The sequence below is a fragment of the Streptococcus sp. 27098_8_186 genome, assembly GCF_041432055.1.
Taxonomy (GTDB): Bacteria; Bacillota; Bacilli; order Lactobacillales; family Streptococcaceae; genus Streptococcus; species Streptococcus dentalis.
On the sequence record NZ_JAPVYV010000009.1, the window covers coordinates 43,535 to 60,339 of the forward strand.

Here is a 16,805-nt window from a genome sequence, read left to right on the forward strand (position 1 = left end):
ATCTTGGTCCCATTTGTGGTAAAATAGTAAAGATATGAGTAAAGAATTTCATCATGTAACGGTTTTGCTTCATGAAACGATCGATATGCTGGATGTTAAGCCAGATGGGATCTATGTAGACGCCACATTGGGTGGGGCAGGACACAGCGAATATTTGTTAACAAAATTAAATGAATCGGGCCATCTTTATGCCTTTGACCAAGATCAGCATGCGATTGAGAATGCTAAGATTCGTTTAGCTCCATTCATTGAGAAAGGCATGGTGACCTTCATTAAGGATAACTTTCGTCATTTGAAGGAACGTCTAAACGAATTGGGTGTGACTGAAATTGATGGAATCTGTTATGACCTAGGTGTGTCTAGTCCTCAGTTAGATGAACGGGAACGCGGATTTTCTTACAAGAAAGATGCGCCACTGGACATGCGGATGAATCAAGAAGCTTCCTTGACGGCCTATGAGGTCGTAAATAGCTACGATTACCATGATCTAGTCCGTATTTTTTTCAAATATGGAGAGGACAAATTTTCCAAGCAAATTGCGCGGAAAATTGAGCAAGCACGAGCAATTAAACCGATTGAAACAACGACTGAATTAGCAGAGATTATTAAATCTGCTAAACCAGCTAAGGAGCTCAAGAAAAAGGGCCATCCTGCTAAACAGATTTTCCAAGCCATTCGTATCGAAGTCAATGATGAACTGGGAGCTGCAGATGAATCAATTCAGCAAGCCATGGATTTGTTGGCCCTCGATGGTCGTATTTCTGTGATTACCTTTCATTCGTTAGAGGATCGATTGACCAAACAATTGTTTAAAGAAGCTTCGACAGTTGAGGTTCCAAAGGGGCTTCCCTTTATTCCAGATGATTTGAAACCAAAGATGGAGTTGGTCAACCGGAAACCTATTTTGCCAAGTGAAGAAGAGCTTGAGGAAAATAATCGATCTCATTCAGCAAAATTACGGGTTGCTCGAAAAATACACAAGTAAGAGGAATTGATATGGCAGCAAGAAATGAGAGAACAAGAACACAGGTACTACAAGACCGCTTTCGCCGTTTCTCTAGAGTAGAAAAGGCTTTTTATGGGTCGATTGTCCTAACAGCTGTTATTTTAGCCATTAGTATCGTCTTTATGCAGACACGGATTTTACAAGTTCAAAGTGAATTGACTGATTTGAATACGGAACTAGAAGCCAAAAAGACGGAATTGGCAGATGTTCGTCAAGAGGTCAATGAATTAACACGTTATGACCGCTTATCACAGTTGGCTAGCTCCCAAGGAATGAAGCTGCAAAAAGAAAATCGAAAAACAGTGAGTGCAAGTAGTGATGAATAAATTCAAAAAATTTTTGATCGGGTATTCGATAAAGAAACGTCGCTTGCCGGATCAGAATCGAAAACAAGTTGGGAAAAATCTCAGTGTACTGGCGATTTTCCTCTTTTTTCTCTTTCTGATTAATTTTGCAATGATCATTGGGACTGACAAAAAATTTGGTGTGACCTTATCGGATCAAGCCAAAAAAGTCCATGAGCAGACGGTCATTGTTCCTGCAAAACGTGGAACGATCTATGATCGAAATGGAGCAGTAATTGCTGAAGATGCGACGACCTATAATGTTTATGCCATTATTGATAAAAAGTACAAATCAGCAACCGGGAAAATCCTCTATGTAGAAGAGAGCCAATTTAAAAAAGTAGCAGAAATCTTTAAGCAGTACTTAGGGATGGATGAGGATTACGTCATTCAACAGTTGTCGCAAAAGAAATTGAAACAGGTTTCTTTTGGCTCGAACGGAAATGGCATTACTTATAGTAATATGACGGCTATCCGTGAGGCCATGGAAGCAGCGAAGATTGAAGGGGTTGCCTTTACAACTAGTCCAAATCGAAGCTATAAAAATGGAGTTTTTGCCTCTCAATTTATAGGGCAGGCCTCTCTTCAAGAAGATAAAGAGGGGAATAAAACCTTGAAGGGGCAATCAGGAATGGAGAAATCCCTCGATCGTATTCTCGCTGGTCAAAATGGAGTCATCACCTATGACAAAGACCGAAACGGCAATATCGTTCCTGGTTCAGATAAGGTTTCTGTCAAAACAGAAGATGGAAAAGATGTTTATACGACCATTTCGGCAGAATTGCAGACCTACCTTGAGACACGTATGGATGTTTTCCAAGAAAAAGTAAAAGGAAAGTATGTTAGTGCGACTCTTGTGAGTGCAAAAACAGGAGAAATCCTTGCGACAACGCAACGTCCATCTTATAATGCGGATACCAAACAAGGGCTGGATCTGAAAAACTTGAAAACCTGGAATACCATCCTTTATCAAGATCAATATGAACCGGGTTCAACGATGAAGGTCATGTTATTAGCTTCGGCGATTGATCATGGAACCTTCCCAGCTTATAATGAGGTATACTACAGTAACGAACTACAAGTAAAAGATGCGACCATCCGTGACTGGGATGTCAATATGGGACTGGCTGAAGGTCGCTATATGAATATCGCGCAGGGCTTTGCTTACTCAAGTAACGTGGGGATGACCCGCTTAGAGCAAAAGATGGGAAATGCTGTCTGGATGGACTACCTAACCCGTTTTAAATTCGGTCTTCCAACTCGTTTTGGAATGGGAAATGAAGCTTATGGTGGTCTTCCGGGCGATAACTACGTCAGTCAGGCACAATCTGCCTTTGGTCAAGGGATTTCCGTCAGTCAAACTCAAATGTTACGGGCCTTTAGTGCTATCGCCAATGATGGGCAAATGTTGGAGCCGAAGTTTATTAGTGCCATTTACGATAAAAAATCAGACACAGCCCGCAAATCAAAAAAAGAAGTTGTTGGAAAACCAGTTTCAGGATCAGCTGCGCAACAGACTCGAAATTATATGATCACCGTCGGAACAGATCCAGAGTATGGAACCTTGTACAGTGATGGACCTATCATTCAGGTACCCGGTCAAAACGTTGCAGTGAAATCAGGGACTGCCCAAATGGCGACAGATCAAGGATACTTGCAAGGAGAAAATGATTATATCAACTCGGTTGTAGCGATGACACCTGCAGAAGACCCTGAATTCATCATGTATGTAACAGTCCAACAACCAGAAGTGAAATTCTCAGCCACTAGCTGGGAAGAACTGGTCAATCCTATTTTGGAAGATGCAGTTGCTTTAAAAGATGAATTGCACTTAACATCAGAGGCACCAACGTTGGATGATGTGACCAAAGAAACGACCTACAAAATCCCTTCAGTGGAAACTCTCTCTAAAGAGTTGAATCTGAAGCAAAATCTAAGCCCAGGTGCTTATTCAGAGGAATTGCGTCGCAATTTGGTGCAACCAATTGTCCTAGGAACCGGGAAAAATATCCGCAAAATGTCTGTGGATGTAGGCTCTAAAGTTAAAGCAAATCAACAAGTATTGTTATTGACAGAAGACTTTGATGCGGTTCCAGATATGTATGGTTGGACTAAGAAAAATGCAGACATCTTTGGAGAATGGACTGGAATTGAAATTACCTATAAAGGTAGTGGAAAGAAAGTAACCAAACAAAGTGTCAAAATGAACACCTCACTCAATAAAACCAAAAAGATTACGTTAACATTAGGAGACTAAGATGTATATTGCTACGATCCTTGTATCGTTTCTATTAACAGTGGCTGCTATTCCAGCCTTTATTCGATTTTACCATCGTGCTCATATTTCTGGGCAACAAATGCATGAAGATGTGAAACAACACAAAGCGAAAGCTGGCACTCCAACAATGGGTGGAGTGGTGTTTCTCATTACAGCAGTTCTAGTCAGTTTTGTCGTTACCGTATTGACTGGAAATTTCACGCGACCTGTTCAACTTACTCTATTTATCTTGATTCTATATGGAATTGTTGGATTTTTGGATGACTTTTTAAAGGTTTTTCGTAAGATTAATGAAGGGCTCAATCCAAAGCAAAAATTAGCTCTTCAACTCGTTGGTGGAATCATCTTCTATATTTTTTCTGAACGCCACGGTGCAGGAAGCCTTTTGAATGTCTTTGGTTACGATCTTTACTTGGGCCATTTCTACATTCTCTTTGCTTTGTTTTGGTTGGTTGGTTTTTCAAATGCCGTCAATTTGACAGATGGGATTGATGGATTAGCCAGCATTTCCGTTGCCATTAGCCTGAGTGCCTATTCCTTTATTGCCTATATGCAAGGAAAATGGGACATTCTCTTTGTCACCTTGAGTATGATTGGGGCCTTGCTAGGATTCTTTGTCTTCAACCACAAGCCGGCTAAAATCTTTATGGGAGATGTCGGTAGTCTAGCTCTTGGAGGGATGCTTGCAGCCTTGTCAATGGCTTTGCATGTCGAGTGGACCCTGCTCTTGATTGGTCTGGTCTATGTCATTGAAACAGGTTCAGTGATGCTACAAGTGACCTATTTCAAATGGACCAAGAAACGTTACGGGGAAGGACGTCGGATTTTCCGAATGACTCCTTTCCACCATCATTTAGAACTGGGTGGCCTTTCTGGCAATGGCCAAAACTGGTCAGAATGGAAAGTGGATGCCTTTATGTGGAGCATTGCCTTGGTGACAAGTGTCGTGACTCTAGTCCTTCTCTATCTATAAAACGACGGTGGGCTTGCCCATCGTTTTTTTGCTGACTCAGAGAGACTTCGCTGGTTAGGGAAAATGACCCATAAGAGAGGCAAGAAGACAGCTTTTCTGATATAATAATAGAGATCATGAAAGGAACTGAGAAAATGAAATTTACAGAGTTTAATTTTAAGCCCTATATTCAAGAGGCACTGAAAGAAATCAATTTTATAGAAGCAACCGAAGTACAGGAAAAACTAATTCCGATTGTCCTAGCTGGAAATGATTTGGTAGGAGAGTCAAAGACTGGTTCTGGGAAAACCCATACGTTCCTCTTGCCGATTTTTCAAACGTTAAATGAAGACAGCCAACAAGTAGAAGCGGTCATCACGGCTCCTAGTCGGGAGTTGGCGACGCAAATTTACCAAGCTGCTCGTCAAATCGCTAGTCATTCTGAAAAAGAGATTCGGATTGTAAATTATGTTGGAGGAACGGATAAAAGCCGTCAGATTGAAAAACTGCAGGTCAAACAACCACATATCGTGATTGGAACTCCAGGCCGGATCTATGATCTGGTTGCATCTGGTGATCTGGCTATTCATAAGGCCCATACTTTTGTGGTAGACGAGGCAGATATGACACTGGACATGGGATTCTTGTCTACCGTGGATAAGATTGCTTCAAGACTTCCGCAACAACTGCAATTTTTAGTTTTTTCAGCTACCATTCCGCAAAAATTACAGCCATTCTTGAAAAAATATCTCTCAAACCCAGTCATGGAGCAAATTAAGACTAAGACGGTGATTTCAGATACCATCGATAATTGGCTGGTTTCGACCAAGGGTCGGGATAAAAATGAGCAAATTTACCAATTGACCAAGACCTTGCAACCTTATTTGGCCATGATTTTCGTCAATACCAAAACGAGAGCAGATGATCTCCATGCCTATTTAGTGGCTCAGGGATTAAAAGTGGCGAAGATTCACGGAGATATCCCACCACGTGAACGGAAACGGATCATGAATCAGGTTAAAAATCTTGATTTTGAGTATATTGTGGCCACCGATTTGGCGGCTCGTGGAATTGATATCGAAGGGGTGAGTCATGTCATCAACGATGCTATTCCACAAGATCTTTCCTTCTTCGTTCACCGTGTTGGCCGGACAGGACGCAATGGTCTACCAGGTGTCGCTATTACTCTTTATCAACCAAGTGATGATTCAGATATCCGTGAACTAGAAAAAATGGGCATTCGTTTCGTACCGAAAGTGTTGAAAAATGGGGTTATTGAAGATACTTATGATCGGGATAGACGGTCCAATCGTGAGAAAAAGCAAGAGAAACTCGACATCGAAATGATTGGTCTGGTGAAGAAGAAAAAGAAAAAAATCAAACCAGGCTACAAGAAAAAAATTAAATGGGCAGTTGATGAAAAGCGGAGAAAAGCTAAGCGAGCTGAAAACCGTGCGCGTGGTCGGGCCGAACGAAAGGCCAAACGTCAAACTTTCTAACCCCTTCTTTCAAATGTTCAGAAGAAAACATAGATTTTCTTTATGAACTCCATAAAGAAAAACTATTAGGAACTTGTCTAAAATTATGATAGACTAAATTTGAGTAGTCTATCATTTTTCTATTTCTGTAGCAATTTTTGGAATTCCGATAGTGAATGTGATAGAATGTTTATGTTCGAGAAAGGAAGTAACAAAAATGTTTACAACTAATCTTTTAACTGCCAACTGGTATGCTGACTTTTTAAAACACGTTCCAGATAGCAAGCTGTTTAGTTTGAGAGCCGTATTGGATGCATTTCCGGCTGTCATAGGGAAATTGCCTGTGACGATTTTATTAGCCCTAGGAGGCGCATTTTTTGGGATTATTTTTGCCATGATTTTTGCTCTGGTCAAAATTAATCGTGTACGAATTCTTTACCCGATTCAAGCTGTTTTTGTCAGTTTTTTACGGGGGACTCCTTTGTTGGTTCAGTTGATGTTGACCTATTATGGGATTCCTCTTATTTTAAAAGCGATCAATCAGTCTTATGGAACAGCTTTTAATATTAATGCTATTCCAGCTGAGTTATTTGCAATTGTGGCTCTTGCCTTTAATGAGGCGGCTTATGCGAGTGAGACCATCCGGGCAGCCATTTTATCAGTGGATCCTGGTGAAATTGAGGCAGCGCGTAGTCTTGGGATGACCAACCGCCAAGTTTATCGCCGGGTTATTATTCCCAATGCAGCAGTCGTTGCAACCCCGACCTTAATCAACTCTCTCATTGGCTTAACCAAGGGGACCTCGCTCGCCTTTAGTGCCAGTGTGGTTGAAATTTTTGCTCAAGCACGGATTATTGGGGGGAGCGATTTGAAGTACTTTGAACGCTTTATCACGGTATCGATTGTTTACTGGATTGTGAACATTCTCATTGAAATACTAGGCCGTCACATTGAACGTCGACTGGATATTGAGACTCCCGTAGCAATTGATTTACCAGATCAGGAGGTCCGGATCTAATGATTTATATTTCAGATTTATCAAAGACATTTTCAGGTCAAAAGGTTTTAAATAATCTAAGTTTGGAAATTCAAAAAGGGGAAGTCGTGGCCCTAATCGGGTCTTCGGGAGCTGGTAAATCAACCTTCTTACGCAGTTTAAACTATTTGGAAGCACCAGATAGTGGTAGAATTAAGATTGATGATTTCGAAGTTGATTTTGAGCACATTACCCAAGATCAAATCTTAACCTTAAGAAGAAAATTGGCCATGGTGTTCCAGCAGTTTAATTTGTTTGGTAGAAAAACAGCTCTTGAAAATGTGAAAGAAGGGCTCATTGTTGTGAAGGGCCTATCCGATCAAGAAGCAACGAAAATTGCTCGAGAAGAACTGGCAAAAGTCGGTTTATCGGATCGTGAAAATCACTATCCTCGTCACCTCTCAGGTGGACAAAAACAACGGGTGGCTTTGGCCCGTGCCTTGGCCATGAAACCAGAGGTTCTTTTGCTGGATGAACCGACTTCAGCCTTGGATCCAGAATTGGTTGGAGAAGTTGAAAAATCCATTGCCAATGCAGCAAAATCAGGACAAACCATGGTACTGGTCAGCCATGATATGTCTTTTGTAGCGCAAGTAGCAGATAAGGTCTTATTTTTGGATAAAGGACGGATTATTGAATCTGGAACACCAGAGGAAATCATGCGACATCCAAAAGAAGAACGGACAAAAGAATTCTTTGCTAGTTACAAACGGACCTATGTTTGATATAATAGAGGAGAGGTAAGACTCAGCTGGCGATGCTAGCTGGGTTTGTTTTCTGAAAATGTAAAAATATTTGGAGACGTGATGTTAAATAAATTATTGTCCTTATATTTACAAAGTTTAGTGACGACAACGATTTTAGTTGGGATCGCTTCTTGTATTTGGATTGGCTACCGTGCCCTTAAGAAGAAAGATAAAACAGCCAAGCAACGACAAGCCCATTTGTATGATATCCTCTTAATTGATATCATGACGATTCCTATTTTAACCTTTGCGGTCATAGGGATTTTGTTTATCTTTCAAGCACGATAATTGCAAAAAGACCGTGTTAGAATTATAATGGTTACAACAAAACAGAAAGAGGTTGAGTATGTTTGATACAGTGATTATTGGAGCAGGTCCTGCAGGGATGACTGCTGCCCTTTATGCAGCACGAAGCAATTTAAAAGTCGCATTAATTGAGAGAGGAATTCCAGGCGGTCAAATGAATAATACGTCTGACATTGAAAACTATCCTGGCTATGCGAATATTAGCGGCCCAGATTTGGCTGAAAAAATGTTCGAGCCTTTAGAAAATCTTGGTGTGGAACATTTGTTTGGTCAGGTAGAGCGCATCGAAGACCACGGAGCAACCAAAAAGATTGTCACAGATGATGGGGAATTTGAAGCTAAAACCGTGGTGATTGCAACAGGGTCTAACCACCGTTCATTGAATGTCCCTGGTGAAGAAGAGCTGAATAGTAGAGGGGTTTCCTACTGTGCTGTTTGTGATGGAGCTTTCTTTAGAGATGAGGATCTCTTGGTCGTTGGTGGTGGCGATTCTGCGGTAGAAGAAGCTGTCTTTTTGACTCAGTTTGCAAAAACAGTGACCATTGCCCATCGTCGTGATCAATTGCGTTCCCAAAAAGTTCTTCAAGATCGTGCCTTTGCTAATGATAAAATTCACTTTGCTTGGAATACGGTTGTTGAAGAAATTAAGGGTGAACAAAAAGTAACGTCTGTCCTTTTAAAAGATGTGAAGACAGGAGAGGTTAGAGAGCAAGACTTCGGTGGTGTCTTTATCTATGTTGGTTTAGATCCTGTCAGTGATTTTGCGACAGAACTTGGTATTTTAGATGAAAATGGCTGGGTGATCACGGATGATCATATGAGAACCACAGTCCCTGGTATTTTTGCAGTTGGCGATGTTCGTCAAAAAGATTTGCGTCAAGTGACGACAGCCGTCGGAGACGGTGCGATTGCTGGCCAAGAAGTTTATAAATATATCACAGAAAACTTTTAATCCAAAAAAATCTGAGCTTCCTGTCTCAGATTTTTTTCATGCTTTCCTTTCAGTATTCAATAGGGCTGAAATGTGCTATAATGGTACTAATTTTATGGTAGGAATTCATAGAACAAATCAATAAAAAAGAGGTATACATATGTATCCAGATGACAGTTTAACTTTGCATACTGATTTATACCAAATCAACATGATGCAAGTCTATTTTGATCAAGGTATTCACAATAAACATGCCGTATTTGAAGTGTATTTTCGTCAACAGCCTTTTAAAAACGGCTACGCAGTATTTGCTGGCTTAGAGAGAATTGTGAAATACTTGGAAAACTTGAGTTTTTCTGAGAGCGATATTGCCTATTTAGAGTCACTTGGTTATCATGGGGACTTCTTGGAATATCTCCGTGATCTCAAGCTGGAACTGACAGTACGCTCGGCTCAAGAAGGAGACTTAGTCTTTGCGAACGAACCGATTGTGCAAGTAGAAGGCCCTCTAGCCCAGTGTCAATTGGTGGAAACAGCCCTTTTGAATATCGTCAACTTTCAAACCTTGATAGCCACAAAAGCTGCTCGTATTCGTTCAGTCATTGAAGATGAGCCTTTGATGGAATTTGGAACACGTCGTGCGCAAGAAATGGATGCGGCCATTTGGGGAACTCGTGCAGCAGTCATTGGAGGTGCCAATGGGACTAGTAATGTTCGTGCAGGAAAACTCTTTGGAATCCCGGTTTTAGGAACCCATGCCCATTCTCTTGTACAGGTATATGGAAATGATTACCAGGCCTTTAAGGCTTATGCGGAAACCCATAAAGATTGTGTCTTCCTCGTCGATACCTATGATACTCTTCGTATTGGGGTCCCTGCTGCTATTCAGGTAGCGCGTGAAATGGGAGATAAGATCAATTTCCTAGGCGTCCGGATTGACTCAGGAGATATTGCCTATATTTCTAAAAAGGTTCGCCAGCAATTAGATGAGGCTGGGTTTACAAATGCTAAAATCTACGCTTCTAATGACTTGGATGAAAATACCATCCTCAACTTAAAAATGCAAAAAGCAAAAATTGATGTTTGGGGTGTAGGAACCAAGTTAATTACAGCTTACGATCAACCAGCGCTTGGAGCGGTATACAAAATTGTCTCTGTTGAAAACGAAGTAGGAGAGATGATCAATACCATCAAGCTTTCCAATAATGCAGAGAAAGTTTCTACTCCAGGTAAAAAGCAAGTCTGGCGGATTACCAGCCGTGAAAAAGGTAAATCAGAAGGGGACTACATCACTTATGATGGAGTAGATGTTTCACAACTGACTGAACTTAAAATGTTCCATCCGACTTATACCTACATCAATAAAACGGTCCGAAACTTTGAGGCGATTCCTCTTTTAGTGGATATTTTTAAAGAGGGTCAATTGGTTTATCAACTACCAACATTATCAGAAATTCAAGAATATGCTCGTAAAAATTACGATCAATTATGGGATGAATACAAGCGCGTCCTCAATCCACAGCATTACCCAGTTGACTTTGCCAAAGATATTTGGCAGGATAAGATGGATCTGATCGAGGAAATGCGTAACAAGGCCAATGGAGAAGGAGAAGCAAAATGAGTTTGCAAGAAGAGATTATCCAACAATTGGGTGTCAAGCCAAGCATTGATCCTCAGGAAGAGATTCGCTGCTCGGTTGATTTCTTAAAAAGATATCTAAAAAAACATCCCTTCTTGAAAACATTTGTATTAGGGATCTCAGGAGGACAAGATTCAACTCTTGCTGGACGATTAGCTCAATTAGCCATGGAAGAAATGCGCGCAGAAACAGGAGATGCCTCCTATCAATTTATTGCCGTTCGTCTTCCTTATGGGGTACAGGCAGATGAGGCAGATGCACAAAAAGCATTGGCCTTTATCCAGCCGGATGTTAGCCTGGTTGTGAATATCAAGGAGTCTGCTGACGAAATGGTCCGAGCAGTGGAAGCGACTGGAACAGAGGTTTCTGATTTTAACAAAGGCAATATTAAGGCTCGCAGTCGTATGATTGCTCAGTATGCTCTAGCTGGAGCACGTAGCGGAGCTGTGATTGGGACGGATCATGCTGCAGAAAATATTACTGGCTTCTTCACAAAATTTGGAGATGGTGGTGCAGATATTTTACCCCTTTTCCGTTTGAATAAACGCCAAGGAAAACAATTGCTTAAGGCCTTAGGAGCCGATCCTGCTCTTTATGAGAAAATCCCAACAGCAGATTTGGAAGAAGAAAAACCAGGAATAGCAGATGAAGTAGCGCTGGGTGTCACCTATAATGAAATCGATGATTACCTAGAAGGCAAACAAGTGAGCCCAGAAGCTCAAGCCACTATTGAAAAGTGGTGGTACAAAGGCCAACACAAACGCCACTTGCCAATCACAGTATTTGATCATTTTTGGGAGTAAAAAGGTCCAGTGGACCTTTTTAGCCCGAGTCTTAAAATAGGAAAACGAGGTAGAAATCGGTAACTCGTAGAGTTCGATTTCCTAGTCTCACCCCCGCAAGGCTGTCTAGATTTGAAAGGTGCTCAAAGAGCTCCGTTCAAATCAGCCAGCTACTGCGTCAATGTATCATTGAAAAGCTCATGGATGAGGTGGAGACAAATAGAATTTTTCTATTAATACTAGACAGAAATCGGTAACTCGCAGAGTTCGATTTCGTAGTCTCCCCATACAATATTGTGAAAAGCATCAAAAAGAAGGGCGGTTTCATCCGTCCTTTTCTTCTAGATTAAAGTAACCAACTTGCAAAGTTCAAGTTGCATAAAAAATGAAGGGAGACAATCTATGAATCATCTTGGAAGTCTTGTCATAGAGACAGAGCATTTATACTTGAGGCCTTTCGTTTTGGAGGATGCACCAGCGATGTTTGAAAATTGGGCTTCTGATCCTGAAACCCTGAACTATGTCACCTGGGATGCCCATGCATCTACTGAGAGAACCAGAGAATCGATCAAAAGATGGATCGAACAGTATCTTAAACCAGATACTTATAAATGGGCGCTCTGTTTGAAAACATCACCGGAACAGGTAATTGGAGATATTAGTGTGGTTTCTCAAGACCAGGAAAGTGAATCTTGCGAGCTGGGTTATATCCTTGGCAAGAAATTCTGGGGGCAGGGATTCATGACAGAAGCCGTCATAGCTGTTTTGGATTTCTTATTGAACAAAGTTGGATTTAAAGAAATCAAAGCCACTTATGTCAGTTTAAATCCTGGCTCAGGGAAAGTCATGGAAAAGGCAGGAATGCAGTATGTAGAAACCATCCCTCATGCCATTCAACGCAAAGGATATTGCGGAGATAAAATCATCTATTCTAAACAGAATCCCTCTCTATAGGGTGATTTTTACTTGAAGATTCTGCTCAAAGGATTATAATAGTAAATAACGAAAAAAGGAGATTGCTATGTCAGAATTAACGAAAGAATTTACAGACCAGCTCTATGCTAATTATGAAGCAAATGTGAAATATGCGGCTCTTGAAAATGCTGTTACCCACAATGGGATCCATGCATCGCTTGAAACGCGCAAGAGTGCAGTAGAAAATACACCAGTTTTTTCACTTGATTTGACCAAGGATAAGGTGACAAACCAAAAAGCATCTGGGCGTTGTTGGATGTTTGCGGCTTTAAATACCTTCCGTCACAAGATGATTTCAAGCTTCCAATTGGAGGATTTTGAATTGTCTCAAGCACATACTTTCTTTTGGGATAAGTATGAAAAATCAAACTGGTTTTTGGAGCAAGTGATTGCTACAGCAGACCAAGAATTGACCAGCCGTAAGGTGGCTTTTCTCCTACAAACCCCACAACAAGATGGCGGTCAATGGGATATGGTGGTATCCCTCTTTGAGAAATACGGAGTGGTTCCAAAATCAGTTTATCCAGAATCGATTTCTTCAAGCAATAGCCGGGAATTGAACACCTACCTCAATAAACTCTTGCGTCAAGATGCGCAAATCTTGCGTGATTTGATTCACTCAGGCGCAGATAGTGAGGCAGTTGCGAGCAAGAAACAAGCGTTGTTGCAAGAAATCTTTAACTTCTTGGCTATGTCTTTAGGATTGCCTCCGCGTGAATTTGACTTTTCATACCGTGATAAGGACAACCAATTCCATAGCGAAAGTGACTTAACTCCACAAAGCTTCTACAAAAAATATGTAGACCTTCAATTAGACGATTATGTCTCTATTATCAATGCCCCAACTACAGATAAGCCATATGGAAAATCATACACCGTTGAGATGTTGGGCAATGTTGTAGGTAGCCGTTCAGTTCGCTACCTAAATGTTCCAATGGATCGTTTGAAAGAATTAGCCATTGCTCAAATGAAAGCAGGAGAAACTGTCTGGTTTGGTTCAGATGTAGGTCAAGTCAGCAACCGCAAAGCAGGAATCCTGGCAACCGATGTCTACGACTTTGAAGCGGGTATGGATATTCATTTAACACAAGACAAAGCCGGTCGCTTGGACTATGCTGAAAGTCTAATGACACACGCTATGGTCTTGACAGGGGTTGATTTAGACGAAGCAGGTCAGCCTCGTAAATGGAAGGTTGAAAATTCATGGGGGGACAAGGTCGGTACAGATGGTTACTTTGTGGCTTCTGATGCATGGATGGATGAATATACCTACCAAATCGTAGTTCGTAAAGAATTCTTAACCTCAGACGAATTAGCAGCCTATGAAGCAGAACCAATTGTCCTAGCACCGTGGGATCCAATGGGAGCTTTAGCAAAATAATGATATAGAAAAGAGCCGAAAGGCTCTTTTTTATATACTCAATAATAAAAAAGCTGGAATGTCTAACTAAATAAATCAGATTTATTAGTGTTGTTTTTAAAACAAGAACAGAAGGTTCTGATGTTTCAATCATTGTTTTAAAAAAGCCGGGTGAAAAGCCCGACTTCTCCATTATATTATTCGTTATGATTGTTAGAGTCTTGTGAAGAAGACTCTGATGGTTTAGATGAATTTTCTTCGTTCGAAGAGTTAGACGAAGGTTCCTCATATGAATACTGATCTGTGGGGTAACTTGGTTCATAGTAGTAGTTATTGTTGTTGTTCTTACCATTGTTTAAGTAGAGATAAGAACCACTTCGATAAAGCCCACTTGGTTGTGTCCAATCTGTATGCCCAGAATTATTGTTATTAGCCAGATAGAGCATCATTTGACGATAAACATCTGTTGCTACCTGAATTCCGTTGTCTAATACCGGAGTCAAGCGATTTGAATAACCCGTCCAGACGGCCATAGCATATTCAGGTGTGTATCCTACGAATAACTCATCCGGAGCTACGATACTTGAATAACTTGAATTTTTAGTTAGTTTACTTAACTCATTATCGGAGTAGTTTGACGTACCAGTCTTACCAGCTTGATAGACTCCTGAAATAGCTGCATTTGTACCAGTACCAGCCATGAGGACTGTCTTCATCATATCTGTCATCATGTAGGCAGTTGTTGCTTTCATCGCGCGGGTTCCTTCCGAATCAAAATCTTTAGTAGTTCCATCGCTAAAGATAACCCGACTGACATATTTCGGTTTGTAATAGGTACCACCATTCGCAAAAGCAGCATAGGCAGCAGCCATTTTTTCACTGCTAGCTCCGTATTTATTGCTTGAATCGCTAGTATTACTTGAGATAGCGTTAGCGTATACCATTTTTGGATAATCGATTCCCAGTCCATTTAGGAATTTCTTAGCCTTTTTAAGACCGACTTTTTCGAGAGCCTTCACTGCTGGAACGTTCCTAGATTGTTGGATTGCATAAGTCATGGTAATGCTACCGTAGTAGAAACGGTCCCAGTTGTAAACTGGTGTTGAGGAATGAGGGAAATTGTAAGGTGCATCTGTAATGGTTGCTGCAGTAGAAGTATATTCCTCATGTTCAAGAGCTGGTGCGTAATCTGTGATTGGCTTCATTGTAGAGCCCCAGTCACGGTTGGTCTCAACCGCTTGGTTAGTACCAAAGGAAACATTGCTAGATTGGTGACGAGATCCTAATTGTGCAATGACTTTCCCAGTATTGACATCGATAACTGTAGAAGCTACTTGCAATTCATCATCAGGATAGTTGACATATTCATCTGTATTGTAGATGTCCCACAATTTCTTTTGCGCTTCGGTGTCAACGTTTGTATAAACATCCATCCCAGTTGTCAACAAATTGTAGCCGGTCTCTTCTTCAATCTGCTTAATCACTTCTTTCAGGTAATTATCCATATATGGTGGATAACTACTTGAAGAACTAAGACTTTGAAGACCATCTGTGACAGGTGTGTTGACAGATGCCTCGTATTGTTTGTTAGAAATGGTCTTCATATCGAGCATTTCTTTGAGTACTAAGTTTCGGCGTTGTTGTGCTGCTTCAGGGTGGGAGTATGGATCGTATTGGTTTGGTGCTTGAGGCATCCCTGCAAGGAGTGCTAATTGAGGGAGCGAAAGATCTTTTAGGTCTTTTCCGTAATAACTTTTCGCGGCTGTCTGCATTCCATAGTTTCCATTCGCCATAAATACTTTATTGACGTAATAGGTCAAGATTTCTTGTTTGGTCGCTTTCTTTTCCAGTTGGGTTGCTAACCAAGCTTCTTGGATCTTACGAGAGAGGGTACGGTCAGAGGCTGAAGTTGAGAAATAGGTTAATTTGATCAATTGTTGCGTTAAGGTTGATCCACCTTCACTTCCTCCACGCAAGTTGTGAAGGAAGGAACCGCCGATCCGAATGATGTCGACCCCACGGTGATTGAAGAAACGGTGGTCTTCAATCGCCACGATAGCATTGACCAAATCAGTAGGGATTTCATTTGCTGAGGCGTTGATTCGTTTCTCAGACCCCAAATCTGCGATCAAGTTATTTTGGTTGTCATAGATCTTACTAGATGTTGTTGCAACCAAATCCCTTTCAGATAAGGTTGGCGCTTTTATAGCATAGTAGCCAAATATCAGTCCACAAAGGACAAATAAAAGTAAGAAAAATGAAATGGCTGCGATGGCAACATATTTCAACCACTGAATGACTGTTTGTTTGTTCATTTAAATACCGCCTAGAAGTTTCTGTTCGATAATTTCAAGATAAGGAACACTCGGAAGTCGATTCTTATCTACTAGAAAACCGTGCTCCTGAATATAGGAGAGAGGCATAGATTTACTACCATGATCGATGTTGTAATAGTGAATTAATGCAGGAGCAGGAAGTAAGTAGGTTTCGCTTAACTTTGCAAAATGCAAGAGAACGAAACAGATACCGCCTTGATGGACAACCGCCTCCATATGATCGATCTGATGTTGATGAAAATTTTTCATCGGCATAGACTGCTTTTGCTGTGTTTCCTTAGCTTCAAAATCGATATAGCGTCCCTTGTATACTCCAGAGTAGTCCGTTGTTGAGGCTTGCCTGAAATAGGCTTCAACAATCTTTGCCCGACTGCGACGTGGATAATCCACTTTCACGATTTGAATCGGGGTTGGTTTTTTGTGGATGACTGCCAGCCCTCGAGAAAGATAGTATTGATTGCTTTCGTTGATCATTTTTTCAAATGTCATTCCACGATTCGCAAAGTCGATCGGATGTTTCCTTTGTGTAGAGACCAAGGTTTTTTTGGCTACTTTATGTGGATAGTTGACCATAGTTCTCCTTATTGGTACAATTACATCACTCTATTATATCATAAATTAGAATAATGAGGAAAA

The 16,805-nt window shown here is 41.0% G+C and carries 15 protein-coding genes; 13 read left to right on the plus strand and 2 right to left on the minus strand.

Going from position 1 to position 16,805, the window contains the following annotated elements; translation table 11 throughout:
• The first annotated feature begins 34 nt into the window (after window positions 1-34).
• The 13 genes from rsmH (at window position 35) to pepC (ending at window position 13,854) form a co-directional block, all read left to right on the plus strand.
• The gene (gene rsmH / locus O3602_RS08355; RefSeq protein ID WP_003010377.1) at window positions 35-985 is read left to right on the plus strand and encodes a 16S rRNA (cytosine(1402)-N(4))-methyltransferase RsmH; all 951 of its coding nucleotides are present in this window, start codon (window positions 35-37) and stop codon (window positions 983-985) included.
• Between the two features lie 11 nt (window positions 986-996).
• A complete protein-coding gene (gene ftsL / locus O3602_RS08360; protein ID WP_021154536.1) occupies window positions 997-1,332 on the plus strand; it encodes a cell division protein FtsL in 336 nt (111 codons plus the stop codon).
• Window positions 1,325-3,607, plus strand: a complete 2,283-nt coding sequence (pbp2X, locus tag O3602_RS08365) for a penicillin-binding protein PBP2X (RefSeq protein ID WP_371496495.1) — start codon at window positions 1,325-1,327, stop codon at window positions 3,605-3,607. Before ftsL ends, pbp2X begins: the two co-directional genes overlap by 8 nt.
• Before the next feature lies 1 nt (window position 3,608).
• A complete protein-coding gene (gene mraY / locus O3602_RS08370) occupies window positions 3,609-4,601 on the plus strand; it encodes a phospho-N-acetylmuramoyl-pentapeptide-transferase (protein ID WP_151379206.1) in 993 nt (330 codons plus the stop codon).
• A 134-nt stretch (window positions 4,602-4,735) separates the two neighbouring features.
• Window positions 4,736-6,079, plus strand: coding sequence for a DEAD/DEAH box helicase (locus O3602_RS08375; protein WP_371611491.1), 1,344 nt, complete (start codon window positions 4,736-4,738; stop codon window positions 6,077-6,079).
• A 196-nt stretch (window positions 6,080-6,275) separates the two neighbouring features.
• The gene (locus O3602_RS08380) at window positions 6,276-7,076 is read left to right on the plus strand and encodes an amino acid ABC transporter permease (protein ID WP_371611492.1); all 801 of its coding nucleotides are present in this window, start codon (window positions 6,276-6,278) and stop codon (window positions 7,074-7,076) included.
• On the plus strand, window positions 7,076-7,819 hold the full coding sequence (locus O3602_RS08385; RefSeq protein ID WP_371611493.1) for an amino acid ABC transporter ATP-binding protein: 744 nt from the start codon (window positions 7,076-7,078) through the stop codon (window positions 7,817-7,819). The genes O3602_RS08380 and O3602_RS08385 overlap by 1 nt, the downstream gene beginning before the upstream one ends.
• An 81-nt stretch (window positions 7,820-7,900) precedes the next feature.
• Window positions 7,901-8,128, plus strand: a complete 228-nt coding sequence (locus tag O3602_RS08390; protein WP_003003995.1) for a DUF4059 family protein — start codon at window positions 7,901-7,903, stop codon at window positions 8,126-8,128.
• Between the two features lie 58 nt (window positions 8,129-8,186).
• Complete coding sequence (gene trxB / locus O3602_RS08395; protein WP_371611494.1) at window positions 8,187-9,098, plus strand: thioredoxin-disulfide reductase; 912 nt, start codon at window positions 8,187-8,189, stop codon at window positions 9,096-9,098.
• 139 nt (window positions 9,099-9,237) lie between these two features.
• Window positions 9,238-10,698: a nicotinate phosphoribosyltransferase gene (locus tag O3602_RS08400; protein WP_371611495.1), complete on the plus strand. Its 1,461-nt coding sequence runs from the start codon at window positions 9,238-9,240 to the stop codon at window positions 10,696-10,698.
• A complete protein-coding gene (gene nadE / locus O3602_RS08405; protein WP_155125288.1) occupies window positions 10,695-11,519 on the plus strand; it encodes an ammonia-dependent NAD(+) synthetase in 825 nt (274 codons plus the stop codon). The genes O3602_RS08400 and nadE overlap by 4 nt, the downstream gene beginning before the upstream one ends.
• A gap of 381 nt (window positions 11,520-11,900) precedes the next feature.
• A complete protein-coding gene (locus tag O3602_RS08410) occupies window positions 11,901-12,452 on the plus strand; it encodes a GNAT family N-acetyltransferase (protein ID WP_371611496.1) in 552 nt (183 codons plus the stop codon).
• Window positions 12,453-12,519: 67 nt separating this feature from the next.
• Complete coding sequence (gene pepC, locus O3602_RS08415) at window positions 12,520-13,854, plus strand: aminopeptidase C (RefSeq protein WP_371611497.1); 1,335 nt, start codon at window positions 12,520-12,522, stop codon at window positions 13,852-13,854.
• Between the two features lie 176 nt (window positions 13,855-14,030).
• Here pepC and pbp1a read toward each other — a convergent pair whose 3' ends face one another.
• Window positions 14,031-16,148 (minus strand): penicillin-binding protein PBP1A, encoded by a 2,118-nt coding sequence (gene pbp1a, locus O3602_RS08420; RefSeq protein ID WP_371611498.1) that lies wholly within the window; start codon window positions 16,146-16,148, stop codon window positions 14,031-14,033.
• Complete coding sequence (gene recU, locus O3602_RS08425) at window positions 16,149-16,742, minus strand: Holliday junction resolvase RecU (protein WP_371611499.1); 594 nt, start codon at window positions 16,740-16,742, stop codon at window positions 16,149-16,151. It abuts the gene before it with no gap.
• Window positions 16,743-16,805: the final 63 nt, after the last annotated feature.

Coding starts and splice junctions, on each gene's coding strand:
- O3602_RS08410 (WP_371611496.1), top strand. CDS start 11,901: ATGAATCATCTTGGAAGTCTTGTCATAGAGACAGAGCATTTATACTTG.
- nadE (WP_155125288.1), top strand. CDS start 10,695: ATGAGTTTGCAAGAAGAGATTATCCAACAATTGGGTGTCAAGCCAAGC.
- O3602_RS08400 (WP_371611495.1), top strand. CDS start 9,238: ATGTATCCAGATGACAGTTTAACTTTGCATACTGATTTATACCAAATC.
- ftsL (WP_021154536.1), top strand. CDS start 997: ATGGCAGCAAGAAATGAGAGAACAAGAACACAGGTACTACAAGACCGC.
- mraY (WP_151379206.1), top strand. CDS start 3,609: ATGTATATTGCTACGATCCTTGTATCGTTTCTATTAACAGTGGCTGCT.
- pbp2X (WP_371496495.1), top strand. CDS start 1,325: ATGAATAAATTCAAAAAATTTTTGATCGGGTATTCGATAAAGAAACGT.
- O3602_RS08390 (WP_003003995.1), top strand. CDS start 7,901: ATGTTAAATAAATTATTGTCCTTATATTTACAAAGTTTAGTGACGACA.
- pepC (WP_371611497.1), top strand. CDS start 12,520: ATGTCAGAATTAACGAAAGAATTTACAGACCAGCTCTATGCTAATTAT.
- trxB (WP_371611494.1), top strand. CDS start 8,187: ATGTTTGATACAGTGATTATTGGAGCAGGTCCTGCAGGGATGACTGCT.
- O3602_RS08375 (WP_371611491.1), top strand. CDS start 4,736: ATGAAATTTACAGAGTTTAATTTTAAGCCCTATATTCAAGAGGCACTG.
- O3602_RS08385 (WP_371611493.1), top strand. CDS start 7,076: ATGATTTATATTTCAGATTTATCAAAGACATTTTCAGGTCAAAAGGTT.
- recU (WP_371611499.1), bottom strand. CDS start 16,742: ATGGTCAACTATCCACATAAAGTAGCCAAAAAAACCTTGGTCTCTACA.
- pbp1a (WP_371611498.1), bottom strand. CDS start 16,148: ATGAACAAACAAACAGTCATTCAGTGGTTGAAATATGTTGCCATCGCA.
- rsmH (WP_003010377.1), top strand. CDS start 35: ATGAGTAAAGAATTTCATCATGTAACGGTTTTGCTTCATGAAACGATC.
- O3602_RS08380 (WP_371611492.1), top strand. CDS start 6,276: ATGTTTACAACTAATCTTTTAACTGCCAACTGGTATGCTGACTTTTTA.